We start from the raw sequence: 17,864 nt of genomic DNA, 5'->3' as shown, positions 1-17,864 counted from the left end.
GCTATATCAACATAAAATTAATATACTAACATTTTATTCAAGCTCAACTTTAGTTGCTCCTGCTTCAATAAGTTTTTGCTTTATTTTTTCTGCTTCGTCTTTAGAAACATTAGCAGTCAAATCTTTGGGTAAAGACTCAACTAATTCTTTCGCTTCTTTTAAATTCAATGTAGAATTAACTTCTCTAATAGCTTTAATCACTCCTATTTTTTTGCTTGCATCAATCTCTTTGATTACAACTTTATATTCAGCTTTTTCTTGAGCAACAGGAGCATTAGCATTATCACTAATAGGCACCCCAGCACCAACAGCCCCACCAAGAAAAGAACCACTAGGCAACCCTATTTTTTCTTCTAGAACTTTTACAAGTTCAGAAGCTTCTAATAGATTTAAAGATAATATTTTATCAACCAAATCACTTGTTACATTATTCATACTTACCACCATTTAACAACAAATTTATTTTTTAGAACTATAGTAATCCAAAACTCTCATAAGCCTCATAGAAGATGAATTAATAGATAATGCTAACCGAGCAGGAATATCATAAGATATTAAACGCATAATTTTAACACGCAATTCATCCAGAGAGGGAAGCTTAGCCAATTTGTTAACATCTTCCACTGTTAATAATTCATTTATATGAGCCGCACAAATCACAGACATTTTTTCTTTGTTAGCATTAATAAAATCAACTATTAACTTTGCAGCTTCTACTATAGCACTAGAATATATAATAGCAACAGAACCAGAAAATTTACCTGATAAATAAGAAAATTTACCAGTCCTTTCCAAAGCCAAGCAAGCTAGAGTATTTTTAACTACTAACATCCCACCCATTACAGATTTTAGACTATTCCTAAGAATTAATGAATTGCTAACATTCATAGACTTGAAATTTACCAATATTAAGAAATCATTATTTACAAACACATTCATTATGTTTTGTATAAATTCATCCTTATCTTTACGCTTCACAATTTCGCTCCCTTAAATTATATCTTCTACTTTGTTTATTTTATGAGCTTTACCCATAGTTGAATTTAAAAAAACGCTTTTAAAGTAAACTCCTTTCACAGAAGCAGGTTTATTGTCTCTAATTACTTTAAGAAAGGCTTTTAAATTTTCCAGCAAATCATCAATATCAAATTTAATACTTCCTAATTTACCATGAATAACCCCATTTTTATCCGTCCTGAATTTTATTTGACCAGACTTAATGGTTTTAGTAGCTTCCGCAATGTTAGAAGTCACAGTACCAAATTTAGGGTTAGGCATCAGCCCTTTAGCACCCAATACTTTTGCAATAGGAGTGATTTTTGCCATGAAATCAGGAGTAGTGATGCACCAATCAACATTCAACTTTCTACCTTTTTTTATCTCTTCAACTAAATCTTCTCCTCCTGTAATATCAGCACCAGCTTTTTCAGCTTCTAATAAATGTTTATCTTGAGCAAAAACAGCTACTTTAATATTCTTCCCGATACCTTTAGGCAAAACTACTGTACCACGCACCTGCTCTTCAGATTTACGTGAATCTACACCTAAATTGACTGCGATATCAACTGATTCATTAAATTTTGCTGAAGCAGACTCAACAATCTTCTCCAAACACTGCTTAGAATTATCATTATATGTACTCATTTACCTAACCTTCCACAACTTCTATACCCATAGATTTTGCAGTGCCTATAACCATCTTCACTGCTGAATCTTCATTATCCACTTTCATATCAACCATCTTACACTTTGCCACTTTAATGATAGCAGACATAGATAATTTAGCCACTAATTCTTTACCAGAATTACCAGAACCTTTACTTAATTTAGCTTCCTGCTTAAGCAAATAAGCCACAGGCGGACCGCTGACAGTAAAATCATGAGAGCGATCATCCTTTATGGAAATTCTCACTGTTACTAAATCACCTACTTTATAACTAGCGTTAGCAGCGCTAGTAGCTTTATTAAAAGCTTCACAAAATTTAGGAACAGGTATACCACGCGGGCCAAGTACTGAAGCAATTTTCGGTCCTGGAACTGCTTTCCCAGCTTCCATAAGTAAGTTAATCTTAGCAACTATATTACTCATAATTAATCCTCTATTTTCTCTACTTGAGCCAAATCAAGCTCTATTATTGTTGGCTTACCTAAGATTGATACTTCAACATTAATAATTTTTTTCTCGTCATCTACCATATCTACCTTACCAGTAAAATTTTGAAAAAGACCATCATTAATTTTTACTTTTTCACCTTTCTCATAACCATAACTCAACTTTTTCGTTTCTTGAGCATTGTAAAGCGCACTACACATTGAACGAATCTCATTATCCTCAATCACCTTTGGAACATTACCATTTTTCAAAAATCCATAAACCTTAAGAGATTTTGGTATATTATTAATAAAATTTAATACCTCATCGCATAAATTCATGTATAAAAAGACATAACCAGGAAAGGACTTCCTTCGTTTAGCATTTTTTTTAGATTTTAAATCCATCTCACTTAATTCTTCACAAGGAATAAAAACCCTATTAAAATAATTATTAATATTCAATCTCATAGAATTTTCTAATATATATTGGCGCACTTTCTCTTCATAATTAGAGGCAACTCTTAAAATGTACCACTTATACCTATTAAATTCCTTACGTTTTAAAATTACTTCATCATCTGAAATCATCTCAAAATGACCAGACTCATCACCACAAAACCCAGTCATTTGATTCAAAATATTTTTGCTTTCATCACACAGATGCATACATATATATACTTCACATAACTCTTTTATATCAGATTTTACATCACATACTGTCTGATAAGGAATAAACACCTCCTTAAAGTAAACAGTATTGGTTGCCAACTCGCATATATCCTTCTCATACCCGTAATCGACTTTAATGATATACCATTTATACTTATATTCCATAAATAATTCCAAATAAAGTCTTAATTACGTAAAGAGACATAAAATCTACGAAGCAAAAGAAAATCGAAAAGCATAATATAACAGTTATTACAATAAACAAAGATGACAATACCTGCTGTTTTTTTATCCAAGCAATTCTCCTTATTTCTTGCTTTATATCGCAAAAAAAAACATACAGGTTTTTTAACATTTCTACCATAATATTAATGCAGGAGCGATAGGAATTGAACCTACAACCTCTGGTTTTGGAGACCAGCGCTCTACCAATTGAGCTACACTCCTATAATTCAAAGTTTACTCTAAAATTTCCGAAACAACGCCAGAACCAACAGTTCTACCACCTTCTCTTATCGCAAAACGCAATCCTTTATCCATTGCTATTGGTACTTGCAACTCCACTTCTATACTTACATTGTCCCCTGGCATTACCATCTCCTTTCCATCTAGCAATTTTATGCTCCCAGTTACATCCGTTGTCCTTAAATAAAACTGTGGCTGATAATTTCCAAAAAATGGTGTATGCCTTCCTCCTTCTTCTTTCTTCAATATATACACCTCCGCCTTAAACTTTCTATGCGGGGTTATTGTCCCTGGTTTTGCCAATACTTGCCCTCTCTCCACTTCTTCTCTCTTTGTTCCTCTTAGTAGTATTCCTACATTGAGTCCTGCACTTCCCTTATCTAGCAACTTCTTAAACATCTCAACACCAGTACATATCGTCTTTTGCGTCGCTTTCAGACCTATTATCTCTATCTCATCTCCTGCCTTTATCTCCCCCTTCTCTATTCTTCCTGTTACTACCGTCCCTCGGCCCGATATTGAAAATACATCTTCTATTGGCAACAAAAACGGCAAATCTATAAGCCTTTTAGGTGCTACCACATACTCATCTAACTTCTCCATCAATTTATCTATTGATTTCTTTCCATACTCACTACTATCATCCTCTAATGCTTTTAACGCAGACCCAACTATCACAGGCACTTCATCACCTGGAAATCCATACTTACTCAGCAACTCTCTCACTTCCATTTCTACCAAATCTATCATATCAGCATCAGCAACATCAGCTTTATTTATATATACCACGATATATCCAACACCCACCTGTTTTGCCAGCAATATATGCTCTCTCGTTTGTGGCATCGGCCCATCAACCCCTGACACTACCAATATCGCTGCATCCATCTGTGCTGCACCTACTATCATATTCTTTACATAATCAGCATGTCCAGGGCAATCAACGTGTGCATAATGTCTCTTTTCTGTTTGATATTCAACATGCGCTGTTGCTATTGTTATACCTCTCTTTCTTTCTTCTGGCGCTTTATCTATTTGATCATATGCTACAAAATTACCATAATGCTTTGTTATCGCCGCTGTTAACGTTGTCTTCCCATGATCCACATGTCCTATCGTTCCCACGTTTACATGCGGCTTTCCAAATGCTTCTACTATCGCTGTCATAATTACTAACCTTTAATTATACTTTAACTTTAACTCATCAACCACATATTGTGGCACTTGTTCATAACAAGAAAAATGCATACTATACTGAGCTCTTCCCTGAGATATAGAACGCAAAACATTTATATAACCAAACATATTTGCAAGAGGAACCGAAGCAGTAATTATTTTGCTATTATTACCTAAATCCAGCATATCAACAACACTGCCTCTTCTACTATTTATATCACCCATAACATCACCCATATATTCTTCAGGAGTAATGATTTCCACTTTCATTATAGGTTCTAGCATTTTTGGACCAGCTTTATTTGCCATTTCCTTAAAAGCACCTTTAGCAGCAAGTTCAAAAGCCAAAGGACTAGAATCAACATCATGAAAAGCACCATCAAGAAGAGTAGCCTTAAAATCAATCAATGGAAAGCCAGAAATTATACCACCTTCTTTTATCAACTCTAAGCCATTTTGCACTCCAGGTATATACTCTTTTGGAATAGCACCGCCTACAATTTTACTTTCAAACTGAAAGCCAAAACCAGGCTCAAGAGGTTCGAATTTTATTTTAACTTTAGCAAACTGACCAGCACCACCTGATTGTTTTTTATGAGTGTAATCAATTTCAACAGATTTAGTGATAGTTTCACGATATGCAACTTGAGGCGCACCAACGTTAGCTTCAACATTAAACTCGCGCTTCATTCTATCAATAATAATCTCAAGATGCAGCTCACCCATACCTTTCAATATAGTCTGGCCACTCTCCGCATTTACTGACATCCTTAAAGAAGGATCTTCTGCAACCAATCTATTCAAAGCAACACCTAATTTTTCCTGATCTGAGGTGGTTTTCGGTTCTATAGCAATTTCAATAACAGGATCAGGAAATTCCATACGCTCTAATAGTATAGGAAAATCAGATGAACATAAAGTATCACCAGTAATTGTTTTCTTTAATCCAACTAAGGCAACTATATCGCCAACTTTAGCTTCGTTTATATCTTCTCTGTTATTTGCATGCATAAGCAACATTCTACCAATTCCTTCAGTCTCATTCTTTCCAGCATTTAACACAGCAGATTTAGATTTTAACTTACCAGAATAAATACGAATAAACGTCAAGCTACCTACAAATTTATCCGTCATCACTTTAAACGCAAGAGCAACGAATTTCTCTTTTTCTGAAGGTTTGATCTCAATTTTCTTTTCTGAATCTTTAGGATCAGTTCCAATAATTACATCAACATCAATAGGAGAGGGTAAAAAATCAACCACACCATCTAAAAGTGATTGCACACCTTTGTTTTTAAAAGCTGACCCACATAATACAGGGACAAATTTTCCTTTAATGGTCCCGCTTCTCACACACTTTTTCAATAAATCAATTGGCAGATCGTTAGATTCAAAGTAAGTATTTATCGCCTCATCATCCATTTCAGCTGCAGCATCTAATAAAAGATTTCGATACTCTTGAGCCTTATCAAGCAAATCAGAAGGAATATCTTCATAAGAAAATTTAGCACCTAATGTTTCTTCTTGCCATATAATAGCTTTCATAGAAATAAGATCGATTATGCCTTTAAAATCTTTCTCACTTCCTATTGGCAACTGAATAACTAAAGGTGATGCGCCAAGCTTTGTTTTTATCATATCGACACATCGATAAAAATTTGCCCCGATTCTATCCATTTTATTAACAAAGCAGATACGAGGAACGGTATATTTATCAGCTTGACGCCAAACTGTCTCAGACTGAGGCTCAACTCCAGCAACTCCATCAAATACAGCAACTGCACCATCCAAAACCCTCAAAGATCTCTCAACCTCAATAGTGAAATCAACATGACCAGGAGTATCTATTATATTAATCCTATGATCATTCCAAAAACATGTTGTTGCAGCAGAGGTAATTGTAATGCCACGCTCCTTCTCTTGCTCCATCCAATCCATAGAAGCTGCACCATCGTGCACTTCACCAATCCTATTTTGTTTACCAGTATAAAATAAAATACGCTCTGTTGTGGTGGTCTTGCCAGCATCTATATGAGCCATTATTCCTATATTTCTATACCTAGATATTAAAACTTCCATACCACAATCAATCAGCTAATATTAAAAACGAAGATGAGAAAATGCCTTATTAGCTTCAGCCATTTTATACTTTTCTTCACACATCTTAAATGCACCACCACATTTATTATAAGCATCTAATATTTCAGACTGCAAACAATAAATAGTAGTTCTACCGCTCTTTTTTCGAGCAGCAGAAGTTGCTCTAGCAATCCACCTTAATGCCAAAGAAATTGCTCTATCTTGACGAATTTCAACAGGGACTTGATAAGTTGCACCACCAATACGCCGAGAGCGTACTTCTATAGAAGGGGTAACATTTTCTACTGCTGTTTCAAAAATTGATAAGGCATCTTTGCCTATTTTCTTTTCAGCTAAGGACAAAGCACTATAAGCAATCTTTTCTGCAATAGATTTTTTACCACATTTCATAATTATATTAATAAAACGCATAAGCAAGACACTACCATAACGAGAGTCAGGGCTTGTTCTTTTTTTTGCTTTATTACGACGTGCCATAAATTTTAACCAGATTTCTTTACACCATATTTTGAACGAGCTTTCTTTCGATTTTGCACACCACGTAGATCAAGAGCACCTCTTATTATGTGATAACGTACACCCGGCAAATCCTTAACTCGCCCACCACTTATTAAAACAACGGAATGCTCTTGTAAATTATGACCTTCGCCAGGTATATAAGCCGTCACTTCACCGTATCCACTAATCTTTACTCTAGCTACCTTACGTAGTGCTGAATTAGGCTTTCTAGGAGTTGTAGTATATACCTTAGTGCAAACACCCCTTCTTTGAGGATTGCATTTTCCCAAAGCTGGCACCTTCTTCTTGCGAGTTAACCCTGATCTACCTTTACATATTAATTGATTTATCGTAGGCATATACTGTAAACTTAAAACTCTAAAAATAACTAAGTCTTAGTTATAAAATAATAAACCTCAATAGTCAATATAAAAATAAACATTACTACTCTAATAATCTCAGCCTAATTGCTTTGAAAGCTACTGATAATTATATGCTAAAGCGCATATTGGTTTTAATATTAAGAAATTATCACTTGCTGTGGTCGAATTAATATAGATATGGAACAAGTAATATACTGTGATGGCTATCAAAGAATATGCAGAAAATAATGCTTATAATAGAGCCAAGAGCTTCTAACATTAATGCAAAAATACCAACCGAACTAACCGAATTACCAGTAAAGCCGGATGATTTTTACAATCCTACTCTTGACACTTAGATTTAATGCAGCTACCCTAAGTTCAAAATTCTATACTCAATTTTGCTGTTCTTGCATACAAGGAACACGTTTTTAGAATAATGAAAACAATCAGCGCTTTAATTAAAGAAGGGTCAAAGCTACTATCATCACATAGAATTGAATCACCACATTTGGATTGTGAAATCATCATGCAGTACGTACTTGGAGTAGAAAGATCATTCACAATCATGAATCACATCAATCAGGTACCAAGAAACAAAGAACTTCTATTCTGGAAATTAACAAAAAAAAGAGCAGAAAGATATCCAATATCGCAAATAATAGGTAATCGTGAATTCTGGAGTAAAAATTTTATAGTTAACCAACATGTTCTAGATCCAAGACCAGATAGTGAGACAGTAATTTCAACAGTGTTAAAATATTACCAAAATAAGAAGCAAAAAATAAAAATTGCAGATTTTGGCACAGGCACAGGCTGTTTGTTGATCTCCGTACTTAGTGAGTATGAATATGCTATTGGAGTTGGTTTTGAAAAAAGCCTGGAAGCATACAAAATTACCTGCCAGAACACAAAGAAACATAATCTTCTCAACAGAGCTAAAATATTTCCAAATTCGTGGACAGAATGCAGAGATTTATTTGATCTCATAATAAGCAATCCTCCATATATTAAAAGAAGTAAGTTAAAAGATCTGCAAGCTGAAGTGCAAAAAGAGCCAAGAATTGCTCTTGATGGTGGTATCGATGGATTGAGCTGTTACCTGAGTATTTTTCCAATATTGAAAAAGTGCCTTAAAAAAGATGGGTTTGCGATATTGGAAATAGGCGAAGATCAAAGCAATATTGACAAAATAATACCCTTATATGGACTGGTTTTTCAGGAATACGTATACGACTTGGCTGGAATGAAAAGATGCATTGTTGTAAAGCAAGATAAAGAACATGACTAGTAAAACGCTAGCTTTCTAAGAACCTGTTCATAATCTCAAGAAAGGCATAAAGTAAGAAATAGAGTGTATAAATTAGGATATATGAGGAGTGTATACCCAAGTGACATAAGTCGAGAGAAGTTTGAGATTATTTCACCAGATCTGGAGTCTTGTGGAAAAAACAAAACCAAGAAAACTTGATTTGTATGATATATTTTGCGGAGTGTTGTACGCCCTAAAAAGTGGTTATCAGTGGAGGATGCTACCAAAAGAGTTTCCAAAATGGCGCAATTGTTATGATTATTTCAAAAATGGAGTGAAAAAGTAAAAGGAAATAAAAAAAAGTATTTTGGAGTGCATGTTAAAAAAAATAGTTAGTGTGGTCCGACAAAACAATGTTTGGAAAGAAAAAATCAGCTTTTGCATAATTGACACTCAGAGTGTAAAGAACGCAGACACTGATGAAGAAAAAGGCTATGACGCTGGTAAAAAAATCTCAGGAATAAAACGCCATATCGCACAAGATATAGATGTTTGCTATTTATTCTTAAGCTTGGGAGTGTTAAATAGCATTTTACTTTTTTTAGTATGTAGAGATTTTCTAGGAATTATTCTATTGAATTCTATGATATTATTTTTTGTAACATTGTTATACATACCATAAGAATGAACTGACGAAATTTGTAAAGGAGTTTTATGGCTTAGCTACATGGTACTAACACTCAAGTAAATTTTCATCAATGACGCAATTTGCTATGTCTATATCTCACATAGCTTACAACTTGCTTTACTCCTTTTACTTTTCTTGCAATTGCTATTACAGCTTTTAATTCCGCCTTATTTTGAGCTATACCCATCAAATAAACGACTCTATCAACTGTATTAACGCTATAATTAATTGATTTAATATTTCTTTTTCCCAGAAGCCTCGTGCTTATCTCTGCTGTTATCATACCATCTACAGTAACATCTAGCATAGAAGCCATTTTAATTGGTATGACTCTTATTTCATTTATCACTTCTTTAATCTCTTTTTGCTGCCAAGCTATTTTCTCTGCTGTGAGTTGCTTTTCATGATTATCAACATTTCCAATGAGTAATACTCTTCCTTCACTCACTTTAACTTTTATAGATGAAAACAGTCCGTGTTTTAAGAGTCCCTTATTGATTCTTATTACTATAGTTGTATCATCAATAATGTTTCCCAAGGATTTATCTTGCATTGTTATTGCTGTAGCCGCTGCAGTTGCTGTTACCACTATACCACTCACAAGAGTCGTACAGCCACTCTGTGTAATCAGAAAAATTGCGAGTAAGAAGCTTGCTATTAATCTCATTATTAATTTCCAGAGTTTAGAGCTTTAATTAAAGAATATTAATAAGCTTTTTTTATTGTGTAAATACTATAAATTGAATAAGCCTTGAATATTTCTAAGACAGTACTTATCTCAATAATGTTAGTTAAAGTAATTCAGGCTTAGATTCATAGTGGAGTTAACCAGTATTATAAGTTCAGTCTGTGGTACTAAAATCTAATCTTTAAATTGCATAAGATGACAGAAGTGGTTATCTATAAGTTAATGAAGGGTTCTTGCGGATATGGCGAAATTGGTAGACGTGCCAGGTTTAGGTCCTGGTGAGCTTGCTCGTGGGGGTTCAAGTCCCTCTATCCGCACTTAAAGTCATGTAACTCAGGTTTTAAGAGAAAATTTATAATCACTAAGTACACTTTTGTTTGTATAAGAACCTGTTCTTAAGGATTGTATTTAACTTAAATTCTGGTAAAATGGCTTTATTAAAACATAAATAAAATATTGATAACAGGTTGTAATGTCTAGTAATATAACTCAAAATGCAGTCGAAGCAGATACATTAAGTAATATATATACCTATAAGGAACTTAGTGTAGATAAACTAAAGTATGAGTATGAAATCACAGTTAGTAGTGATTATATAGAACAAAAGATAAACTCTAGATTACAAGAAATAGCGAAGGATGCAAAATTGCCTGGATTTAGATCCGGAAAGATGCCTTACGATCTTGTTGTTACAAATTATAAAAACGAAGCTTTGGAATATGTGATAAAAGATACGATTGACTATTGCTCAAGTGATTTAATGAAAAAAATCGAAGTTAAGTCTCACATCCATCCTAAGGTTGATATTATGTCATTACCAAACCTGGATAAAAAGGATGAAAAAGGCGACTTTCTGTACAAATTATCTTTTGAATCGATGCCAAAAGTGCCAGTAATAGATCTTGATAAAATAAATTTGAAGAAAGTTAAGGCAAAAATCAAAGAGGGAGACATAAAAGAATTTATTGATTCTATAAAAACAAAATTTCCTAACTTTGTCTCTGTTGATGATGCTTCTTATCAAGCAAAAAACGAGGATAAACTGATAATTGACTTTGAAGGGCGAATTAGAAATAAGCTCTTTCAAGGTGGAAGTGGCAAAAATTTTACTGTTAATTTAGGATCTGGAACATTTATAAATGGTTTTGAAGATCAATTAATTGGCATGAAAAAAGGGGAAACAAAAAGCTTTAAGTTGAGATTTCCTGAAGATTACCAGGTAATTTCCCTTGCGGGGCAGGAGGCTGCTTTTTCTGTTCGAGTTAATGATATTCAGATTGCCGAAGATTTGCAAAGTGATAATGAAATAGCTAGGAGAATTGGTTTTGAAGATCATTCTTCGCTAATAAATCATGTAAAAGAAGTAATTGATAATCAGTGTAAAGAAATGGGAGATCTCTTAATTAAGAAAGAGCTATTTGATTGTTTGGATGCTAGTTATAGTTTTGATTTGCCTATAGAAGTAGTAAAACAGGAACAGCAGAGAGTGGAAAGAGAGTTGAATGCTAAAGATGATTCTTGTAAAGAAGCTGAAAGACGTGTAAAGCTTGCAATGCTATTTATGGAGTTCAGTAAAGAACATGAAATATCATTAACTCAAAGTGATATTATGAATGTTATTGTAAATCAATATGTCAGTAAAGATGTATCATTTGACAGAGTATTTAAACATTTTAAATCAGACGGACAATTTCAGGAATTAGTTAGAGGGCAAGCGCTTGAGTATAAAGTGACAGATTATATGATAGAAAAAGCTAGTAAAGAAGAACAGATTGTTTCTGTGAAAGAATTAAAGGAATTATTTGATAATATTTGATAGGAAAAGGTATGACTCTTATACCAATTGTAGTTGAACAAACTAGTCGCGGTGAGCGGGCTTATGACATATATTCAAGGCTAGTAAAAGAAAGAATAATTTTCGTAACTGGCCCTATTGAAGACAACATGGCCAGCGTAATAGTAGCACAGCTTTTATTTTTAGAATCGGAAAATCCTGATAAAGACATTCATATGTATATTAATTCGCCAGGCGGTGTTGTAACTGCTGGTTTATCAATCTACGATACAATGCAGTACATAAGGCCAGACGTTTCAACTTTATGTATAGGTCAAGCTGCATCTATGGGTTCTTTGTTGCTTGCAGCTGGTGCGAAAGGTAAGCGCCACTCTCTACCTCATTCAAGAATTATGATACATCAACCATCTGGTGGTTATCAAGGTCAAGCAACTGATATAGAAATACATGCTAAGGAAATTTTGCGAATTAAGAAAAAGCTAAATCAAATTTATGAAAAACATACTGGGCATTCACTCAAGAAGATTGAAGGAATGATGGAAAGAGATAAATTTTTGGATCCTATAGAAGCAATGGAACTTGGCTTGATTGATAAAGTAATAGCTGAGCGTAAAGATATTAAGATTGAAAACATTAAAGTTAAACAAAAGGTAGTTTAATGGATAACAATAATGATTTACACTACTGTTCTTTTTGTAACAAGGCACAAAACGAAGTAGATAAATTGATTACTAACTCTTCAGATGGTTTAAAGGTGTTTATTTGTAATGAATGCATAGAGTTATCCCATAAAGCAATAAGTCAAAAGAAAGAGAGAGCTTTTAATTCAGATCATATATCTGATATGAAGCTATTACTAAAGAAACCTGAAGATATAAAAATTTTTCTTAGTAAGCATGTTGTAGGTCAGGAACATGCGCAACACGTTTTATCTGTGGCTATGTATAACCATTGTCAATCCATGGTGCAACTTCATTCTATAAGTGATATTGAAATTGAGAAGTCAAATATAATGCTTATTGGCCCTACTGGTTCTGGTAAGACTTTGCTAGCCAAAACACTTGCTAAAGTTTCAGATGTGCCATTTGCTATGGCCGATGCGACAACTTTGACTGAGGCAGGTTATGTAGGTGATGATGTAGAAAGCGTGTTGTCACGTCTATTACAAGCTGCAAATTATGACGTTGCAAAAGCACAGTGCGGTATAGTGTTTATCGATGAAATAGACAAGATTACAAGAAAATCTGAAAGCGCTTCAATAACCCGTGATGTTTCAGGTGAAGGGGTCCAACAAGCTCTACTAAAAATCATGGAAGGTACGGTTGCTTATGTTCCTCCACAAGGAGGGCGAAAACACCCGCAACAAGAGTTTATACAAGTAGATACTAGTAACATACTGTTTATTTGTGGAGGAGCTTTTGAAGGCCTCGATAAAATTATTGAAGCAAGGAAAAAGGGAACGTCAGTTGGCTTTGGTGCGGACATAAGTCAGTCTAAAGAACAAAAGAAAAAAAATGCTTTACATGATGTTCAACCTGAGGACTTAATCAAATTCGGTTTGATACCCGAATTTGTAGGACGGGTTCCAATAACTGCTGTTCTAGATGAGCTGGATCACGAGGATTTAATACATGTGTTGACAGAGCCAAGAAATGCGCTAGTAAAACAATATAAAGCATTGCTTGCATTTAGTAAAGTAAACCTTGAGTTTTCAGATGAAGCAATATCAGCTATTGCTAAAAAAGCTATAAGCTATAAAACAGGTGCAAGGATGTTACGTGCTATCTTAGAGTCACTTTTGCTTGATGTTATGTATACAGCTGGCAATGGAGGTTTTGAAGGTAGCGCTATAACGGTTACTAAGAAAATGGTAGAATTAGGCAAAGCGACTATTAATCATAATAATAAGGGTAGTGTTATAACGGTTAATGATTAATTTGAGGCATATATTATGAGTATTGGACGTGCTGTAAACTTTAATTCTACTGTATTACCAGTATTACCTCTAAGAGATGTAGTAATTTTTCCAAATATAATGTTGCCTTTATTCGTAGGTAGAGAAAAATCTGTTCATGCACTAGAGTATGCAATAAGTAGCAGTAGTCACCAAAACGAGATTTTTCTCATAGCACAAAAAGATGGTTCTATTGATAATCCAGAGCCAGAGAATCTTTATGAAGTAGGCGTGTTAGCAAACATTATACAACCATTAATAAAACTGCCTGACAATGCAGTAAAAGTCATGATTCATGGGGTAAGAAGGGGAAGAGTTATAGAATATATTAGCTCTCACACTTTGTTACAGGCCAGAGTAGCGTTAGATGGTCATTATGAGTATGGAGAAAATGAAGATAATATTGATTTAGAAGCTTTAAGGCGTTCTGTTATAGATGCATTCGACAATTGGTGTAAACTAAGCAAGAAAAGTCGACCCGAGATTATTATTGACCCCATTGATCAAGTTAAAGAGGTTAATCAAATTGTAGATATGATAGCTTCGCACTTAAATATAAAGGTATCAGATAAGCAAAACATACTTGAAGTTTATAACCCAAAAGAGCGTTTAAAAAAAGTTTTTGCTCTTATTGAGAGAGAAATAAGTATTTTGAGTGCACAAAACCGCTTGTATAAGACAATTAAATCACAGGTTGAAAGTACTCAAAAAGTTTACTACCTTAATGAGCAATTAAAAGCTATACAGAAAGAATTAGGTGAGTTTGAAAATGGAGATGAAGGGAATATACTCAATGAATTTGAAAAAAAGATAAATGAAACAAAGCTTTCTGAGGAAGCAAAAGAGAAAGCCATAACTGACTTAAAGAGATATAAGAAAATGAATCCCATTTCTCCTGAAGCAACAGTTATATCTAGTTACTTGCATTGGTTGCTTGATTTGCCATGGGGAAAGTACAAAGATGCAAAAATTAACTTAAATGCGGCTAAAAAAATCTTAGATGAAAATCATTATGGCATAGAGAAAGTAAAAGATAGAATAATAGAATTTTTAGCAGTATTAAAGAGAGTAAAAGAGATAAAGGGTCCTATACTTTGCTTAGTTGGACCACCTGGTGTTGGTAAAACTTCTTTAGCTAAGTCTATGGCAAAAGCAGTAGGAAGAGATTTTGTTCGCATATCTCTTGGTGGTATACGTGATGAGTCTGAAATACGAGGACACAGAAAAACTTATATTGGCTCAATGCCTGGTAAAATCATTCAACACATGAAAAAAGCTAATTCATGCAACCCGCTTTTTCTGCTTGATGAAATAGATAAGATGGGTTCTGATTCGCGTGGTGATCCTGCATCTGCATTACTTGAGGTTTTGGATACTGAGCACAATAAACACTTTACGGATCATTACTTGGAAGTTGAATTTGATCTTTCAAGTGTAATGTTTGTAGCTACGGCAAACAGCTTAAATTTGCCACATCCTTTGCGTGATAGGATGGAAATTATACAATTATCTGGATATAGCGAAGATGAGAAGATCAGTATTGCTACGCATCACCTTATTCCAAAATTAAAAAAAGAGCATGGTTTGCATAAGAAGGAGTGGAAAATAACTAATGAAGCATTATACGAGTTGATACGTTTATATACACGTGAGAGCGGCGTGCGAAGCATGGAAAGGGAACTTGCAAAGCTCATGAGAAAAGCAGTTAAAGCAATATTAACTGATAAAAATAAGAAAATATCCGTAGAGGTTGGTAATTTACAAGATTACCTAGGGGTACGTAAGTATACCTTTGGCATTGCAGAAAATGAGAGTTTGGTGGGAATAGTAACTGGGCTTGCCTATACTGAAACAGGTGGTGATATTTTGATGATAGAATCAGTCCTAATTCCGGGCAAGGGAGAAATAAAATACACAGGAAAGCTTGGAGAGGTTATGCAAGAATCTATAAAAGCTGCGTATAGTTATATTCGATCAAATTGTTTATTTTTTGGTATAAAGCCCGAAAAATTCCAAAATAATGATATACATTTGCATGTACCTGAGGGTGCTGTACCAAAAGATGGCCCTTCTGCTGGCGGCGCGGTATGTACGTCTATTGTTTCTCTTATGACAAATATACCAGTTAACAAAAATGTTGCTATGACAGGCGAAGTGACATTGCGTGGTAGAGTTTTAGCTATTGGGGGCTTGAGAGAAAAATTGCTTGCAGCGCTCAGAGGATCAATCAAAACTGTGATTATACCAAGTGAAAATGAGAAAGATATGCAGGAGATTCCCTCAAATATTAAAGAAGGGATCAACGTAATTTTTGCTAAGAATATTGATGAAGTTATAAAAATTGCTTTAACTCACCCTATTACTTCAATTGATGGTGATAATCAAAATAGTCTACCTTCCTCCATAGAAAATAAAGATAGTACCTTCTCTGCGTTAGAAACATTAAAGCACTAAATTGAAAAGGTTTATGCAATTTTCGTTTCTTTTTTTAACCTAAAAGCTCTGATTTGAATATATAAATTACAAGTAACATATATGGCAATTTCATAAGTTCATTTTTCAAGCATATATTGCAATATCTCACTAGCAATTGCAACATCTTGGCGTGGAGTTTTGCCGTGTTCTATAAACACTGAGATTGCATAGCGCGGGTCATGGTAGGGGCCATAAGCGATAAACAATTTATGACTTTCACCTTTAGAGTTTATCTCTGGTGTACCGGTTTTGCCAGCAATTTGTATACTGCCTAGTCCTTTTCTATAGTTAGAATTCACCACGTCAAACATAGCTTTTCGAACCACACTAAGATGCTCATGATTCACATCAATATCAAGAAAGTCTTGCCCTGGTTTACTCATCTCAATGTGGGGAGTTACCTCCTTTCCTGTTGCAACCCTCGCTGCAAGAACCGCAAGCTGTAATGGCGTTGTAAGTAAATACCCTTGTCCTATAACTAAGTTAATGGTATCACCTAAATACCACTCTGAATATAGCTTGCGTGCACGCCAATCCACATCAGGCAACAATCCCGGAGCTTCTTCCTTAAACATTCCAATTAATGGTCCACTTCCTATACCAAATTTGCTAGCCATTTCTAGTAGAGAATCTACATTTATTTTTTTTCCTATATTATAAAAGTAAGTGTTGCATGAGAAGGCCATTGCCTCGTTTAAAGATACATATCCATGGACTTTGCTTTTTAGGCAACGAAATTTTCGTTCACCTATTTTCATATATCCCCTACACGAGAACTTTTCTTCTGGTGTTATTATTCCATCTTTTAAACCCGCAAGCGCATCTATTATTTTAAATATTGAACCAGGTGGAATTTGATATGATAATGCACGGTTTACAAGCGGTAATGAAGGATTGTTTAAATTTTTCCAAGTTTCATTTGATAATCTGCTAGTGAAAAGATTATTATCGTAAGAAGGTGAATTATATAATGCTAAAATTTCTCCGTTATTCACATCAATTACCACTGTGGAACCTTGGTGGTCTTTAAATATCTCTGCAATTTTCTTCTGTAAATCAACATCAATTGTCAGCTGTATATCTTGTCCGTCTTGCTGCGGTATGCTAGATAACTCTCTCATGATACGCTTCTTAGAATTTATTTCCTGCTCAGATTTTCCGGTCTTGCCTTTTAATACATGATCATATGTATATTCAATTCCACTAACCCCTGCTTCATTTATGTCTTGCTGTCTTTTTGTATATCCGATTATATGAGAACATATCGAACCAAACGGGTAATAACGTTTATAAAGAGCAGTTATTTTTGTATCTGATGATTTTGTTGCATCAGGTTTAATTTCTGATAACATCTGCAAATCAACTTCCCTAGTAAAGGTTTTTTGCCCATCAAATAAAACAATATACGAAATTTTGTTTACTGCGAGTTCAACGCTATTCCTATCCAAAATCCTGCCTCGTTTAGGCACAATAGTAACAACTTTTATCCTATTATTATTGGATAGCACTTCATATTTTTGTCTATCTCGTACTTGTAAAGTATACAACCTATAACTAAAAATAGCAGAAATAGTAAGCTGAATACCACCTAATATGAATGCCCTGCGGTTGAAGACCTTGTTTTTTGTCCACATAGAATTCCTTTAGA

Annotated in this window: 17 protein-coding genes, 2 tRNA genes and 1 pseudogene; 7 read left to right on the top strand and 13 right to left on the bottom strand. The window is 34.4% G+C overall.

All coding sequences use genetic code 11. The features are described 5' to 3' along the window. Positions 1–33: 33 nt before the first annotated feature. The 11 genes from rplL to rpsL all read right to left on the bottom strand — a co-directional run bounded on the left by rplL (position 34) and on the right by rpsL (position 7,361). The gene (gene rplL / locus ABWU45_RS05975; RefSeq protein WP_007301986.1) at positions 34–435 is read right to left on the bottom strand and encodes a 50S ribosomal protein L7/L12; all 402 of its coding nucleotides are present in this window, start codon (positions 433–435) and stop codon (positions 34–36) included. A 24-nt stretch (positions 436–459) separates the two neighbouring features. Then, on the bottom strand, positions 460–978 hold the full coding sequence (gene rplJ / locus ABWU45_RS05970; protein ID WP_007301987.1) for a 50S ribosomal protein L10: 519 nt from the start codon (positions 976–978) through the stop codon (positions 460–462). A gap of 12 nt (positions 979–990) precedes the next feature. Beyond that, entirely contained in the window at positions 991–1,644 is a 654-nt protein-coding gene (gene rplA / locus ABWU45_RS05965; RefSeq protein ID WP_213864005.1) for a 50S ribosomal protein L1, read from the bottom strand. A gap of 4 nt (positions 1,645–1,648) precedes the next feature. Further along, positions 1,649–2,089, bottom strand: a complete 441-nt coding sequence (locus ABWU45_RS05960) for a 50S ribosomal protein L11 (RefSeq protein ID WP_143689749.1) — start codon at positions 2,087–2,089, stop codon at positions 1,649–1,651. Between the two features lie 2 nt (positions 2,090–2,091). Further along, the gene (nusG, locus tag ABWU45_RS05955) at positions 2,092–2,928 is read right to left on the bottom strand and encodes a transcription termination/antitermination protein NusG (protein WP_353278207.1); all 837 of its coding nucleotides are present in this window, start codon (positions 2,926–2,928) and stop codon (positions 2,092–2,094) included. Beyond that, positions 2,918–3,118 (bottom strand): preprotein translocase subunit SecE, encoded by a 201-nt coding sequence (gene secE / locus ABWU45_RS05950; RefSeq protein ID WP_007301991.1) that lies wholly within the window; start codon positions 3,116–3,118, stop codon positions 2,918–2,920. Before secE ends, nusG begins: the two co-directional genes overlap by 11 nt. A gap of 19 nt (positions 3,119–3,137) precedes the next feature. Then, positions 3,138–3,210, bottom strand: a tRNA-Trp gene (locus ABWU45_RS05945). 12 nt (positions 3,211–3,222) lie between these two features. Then, on the bottom strand, positions 3,223–4,395 hold the full coding sequence (gene tuf, locus ABWU45_RS05940) for an elongation factor Tu (RefSeq protein ID WP_213863921.1): 1,173 nt from the start codon (positions 4,393–4,395) through the stop codon (positions 3,223–3,225). Positions 4,396–4,407: 12 nt separating this feature from the next. Continuing rightward, complete coding sequence (gene fusA, locus ABWU45_RS05935) at positions 4,408–6,483, bottom strand: elongation factor G (RefSeq protein WP_264683055.1); 2,076 nt, start codon at positions 6,481–6,483, stop codon at positions 4,408–4,410. 21 nt (positions 6,484–6,504) lie between these two features. Next, on the bottom strand, positions 6,505–6,981 hold the full coding sequence (rpsG, locus tag ABWU45_RS05930; RefSeq protein WP_211908503.1) for a 30S ribosomal protein S7: 477 nt from the start codon (positions 6,979–6,981) through the stop codon (positions 6,505–6,507). A gap of 5 nt (positions 6,982–6,986) precedes the next feature. After that, positions 6,987–7,361: a 30S ribosomal protein S12 gene (gene rpsL / locus ABWU45_RS05925; RefSeq protein ID WP_353278205.1), complete on the bottom strand. Its 375-nt coding sequence runs from the start codon at positions 7,359–7,361 to the stop codon at positions 6,987–6,989. Positions 7,362–7,803: 442 nt separating this feature from the next. Between rpsL and prmC the strand changes: the two genes are divergently transcribed. Further along, positions 7,804–8,655 (top strand): peptide chain release factor N(5)-glutamine methyltransferase, encoded by an 852-nt coding sequence (prmC, locus tag ABWU45_RS05920; RefSeq protein WP_264374995.1) that lies wholly within the window; start codon positions 7,804–7,806, stop codon positions 8,653–8,655. 81 nt (positions 8,656–8,736) lie between these two features. Continuing rightward, positions 8,737–9,160 (top strand): annotated as a pseudogene (locus ABWU45_RS08400) (transposase); the annotation flags it as partial. Positions 9,161–9,371: 211 nt separating this feature from the next. Here the strand turns inward: ABWU45_RS08400 and ABWU45_RS05905 are convergent. Continuing rightward, on the bottom strand, positions 9,372–9,971 hold the full coding sequence (locus ABWU45_RS05905) for a BON domain-containing protein (protein WP_264683054.1): 600 nt from the start codon (positions 9,969–9,971) through the stop codon (positions 9,372–9,374). 256 nt (positions 9,972–10,227) lie between these two features. On the opposite strand from ABWU45_RS05905, the gene ABWU45_RS05900 reads away from it, so the two are divergent. The 5 genes from ABWU45_RS05900 (at position 10,228) to lon (ending at position 16,195) form a co-directional block, all read left to right on the top strand. Continuing rightward, positions 10,228–10,309: transfer RNA gene (locus tag ABWU45_RS05900), tRNA-Leu, on the top strand. A 155-nt stretch (positions 10,310–10,464) separates the two neighbouring features. After that, entirely contained in the window at positions 10,465–11,808 is a 1,344-nt protein-coding gene (tig, locus tag ABWU45_RS05895; protein ID WP_139686894.1) for a trigger factor, read from the top strand. Between the two features lie 11 nt (positions 11,809–11,819). Continuing rightward, positions 11,820–12,446: an ATP-dependent Clp endopeptidase proteolytic subunit ClpP gene (gene clpP, locus ABWU45_RS05890; protein ID WP_252153872.1), complete on the top strand. Its 627-nt coding sequence runs from the start codon at positions 11,820–11,822 to the stop codon at positions 12,444–12,446. Beyond that, positions 12,446–13,723 (top strand): ATP-dependent Clp protease ATP-binding subunit ClpX, encoded by a 1,278-nt coding sequence (clpX, locus tag ABWU45_RS05885; protein ID WP_353278201.1) that lies wholly within the window; start codon positions 12,446–12,448, stop codon positions 13,721–13,723. Before clpP ends, clpX begins: the two co-directional genes overlap by 1 nt. A gap of 15 nt (positions 13,724–13,738) precedes the next feature. Then, on the top strand, positions 13,739–16,195 hold the full coding sequence (lon, locus tag ABWU45_RS05880; RefSeq protein WP_353278199.1) for an endopeptidase La: 2,457 nt from the start codon (positions 13,739–13,741) through the stop codon (positions 16,193–16,195). 98 nt (positions 16,196–16,293) lie between these two features. Here lon and ABWU45_RS05875 read toward each other — a convergent pair whose 3' ends face one another. Further along, entirely contained in the window at positions 16,294–17,850 is a 1,557-nt protein-coding gene (locus tag ABWU45_RS05875) for a penicillin-binding transpeptidase domain-containing protein (RefSeq protein WP_353278197.1), read from the bottom strand. Positions 17,851–17,864 lie beyond the last annotated feature (14 nt).

It is taken from the genome of Wolbachia endosymbiont (group B) of Longitarsus flavicornis, assembly GCF_964028135.1.
Taxonomy (GTDB): Bacteria; Pseudomonadota; Alphaproteobacteria; order Rickettsiales; family Anaplasmataceae; genus Wolbachia.
The sequence above is the reverse complement of the archived record's forward strand: the minus strand, read 5'-3'. Positions and strand labels throughout refer to the sequence as shown.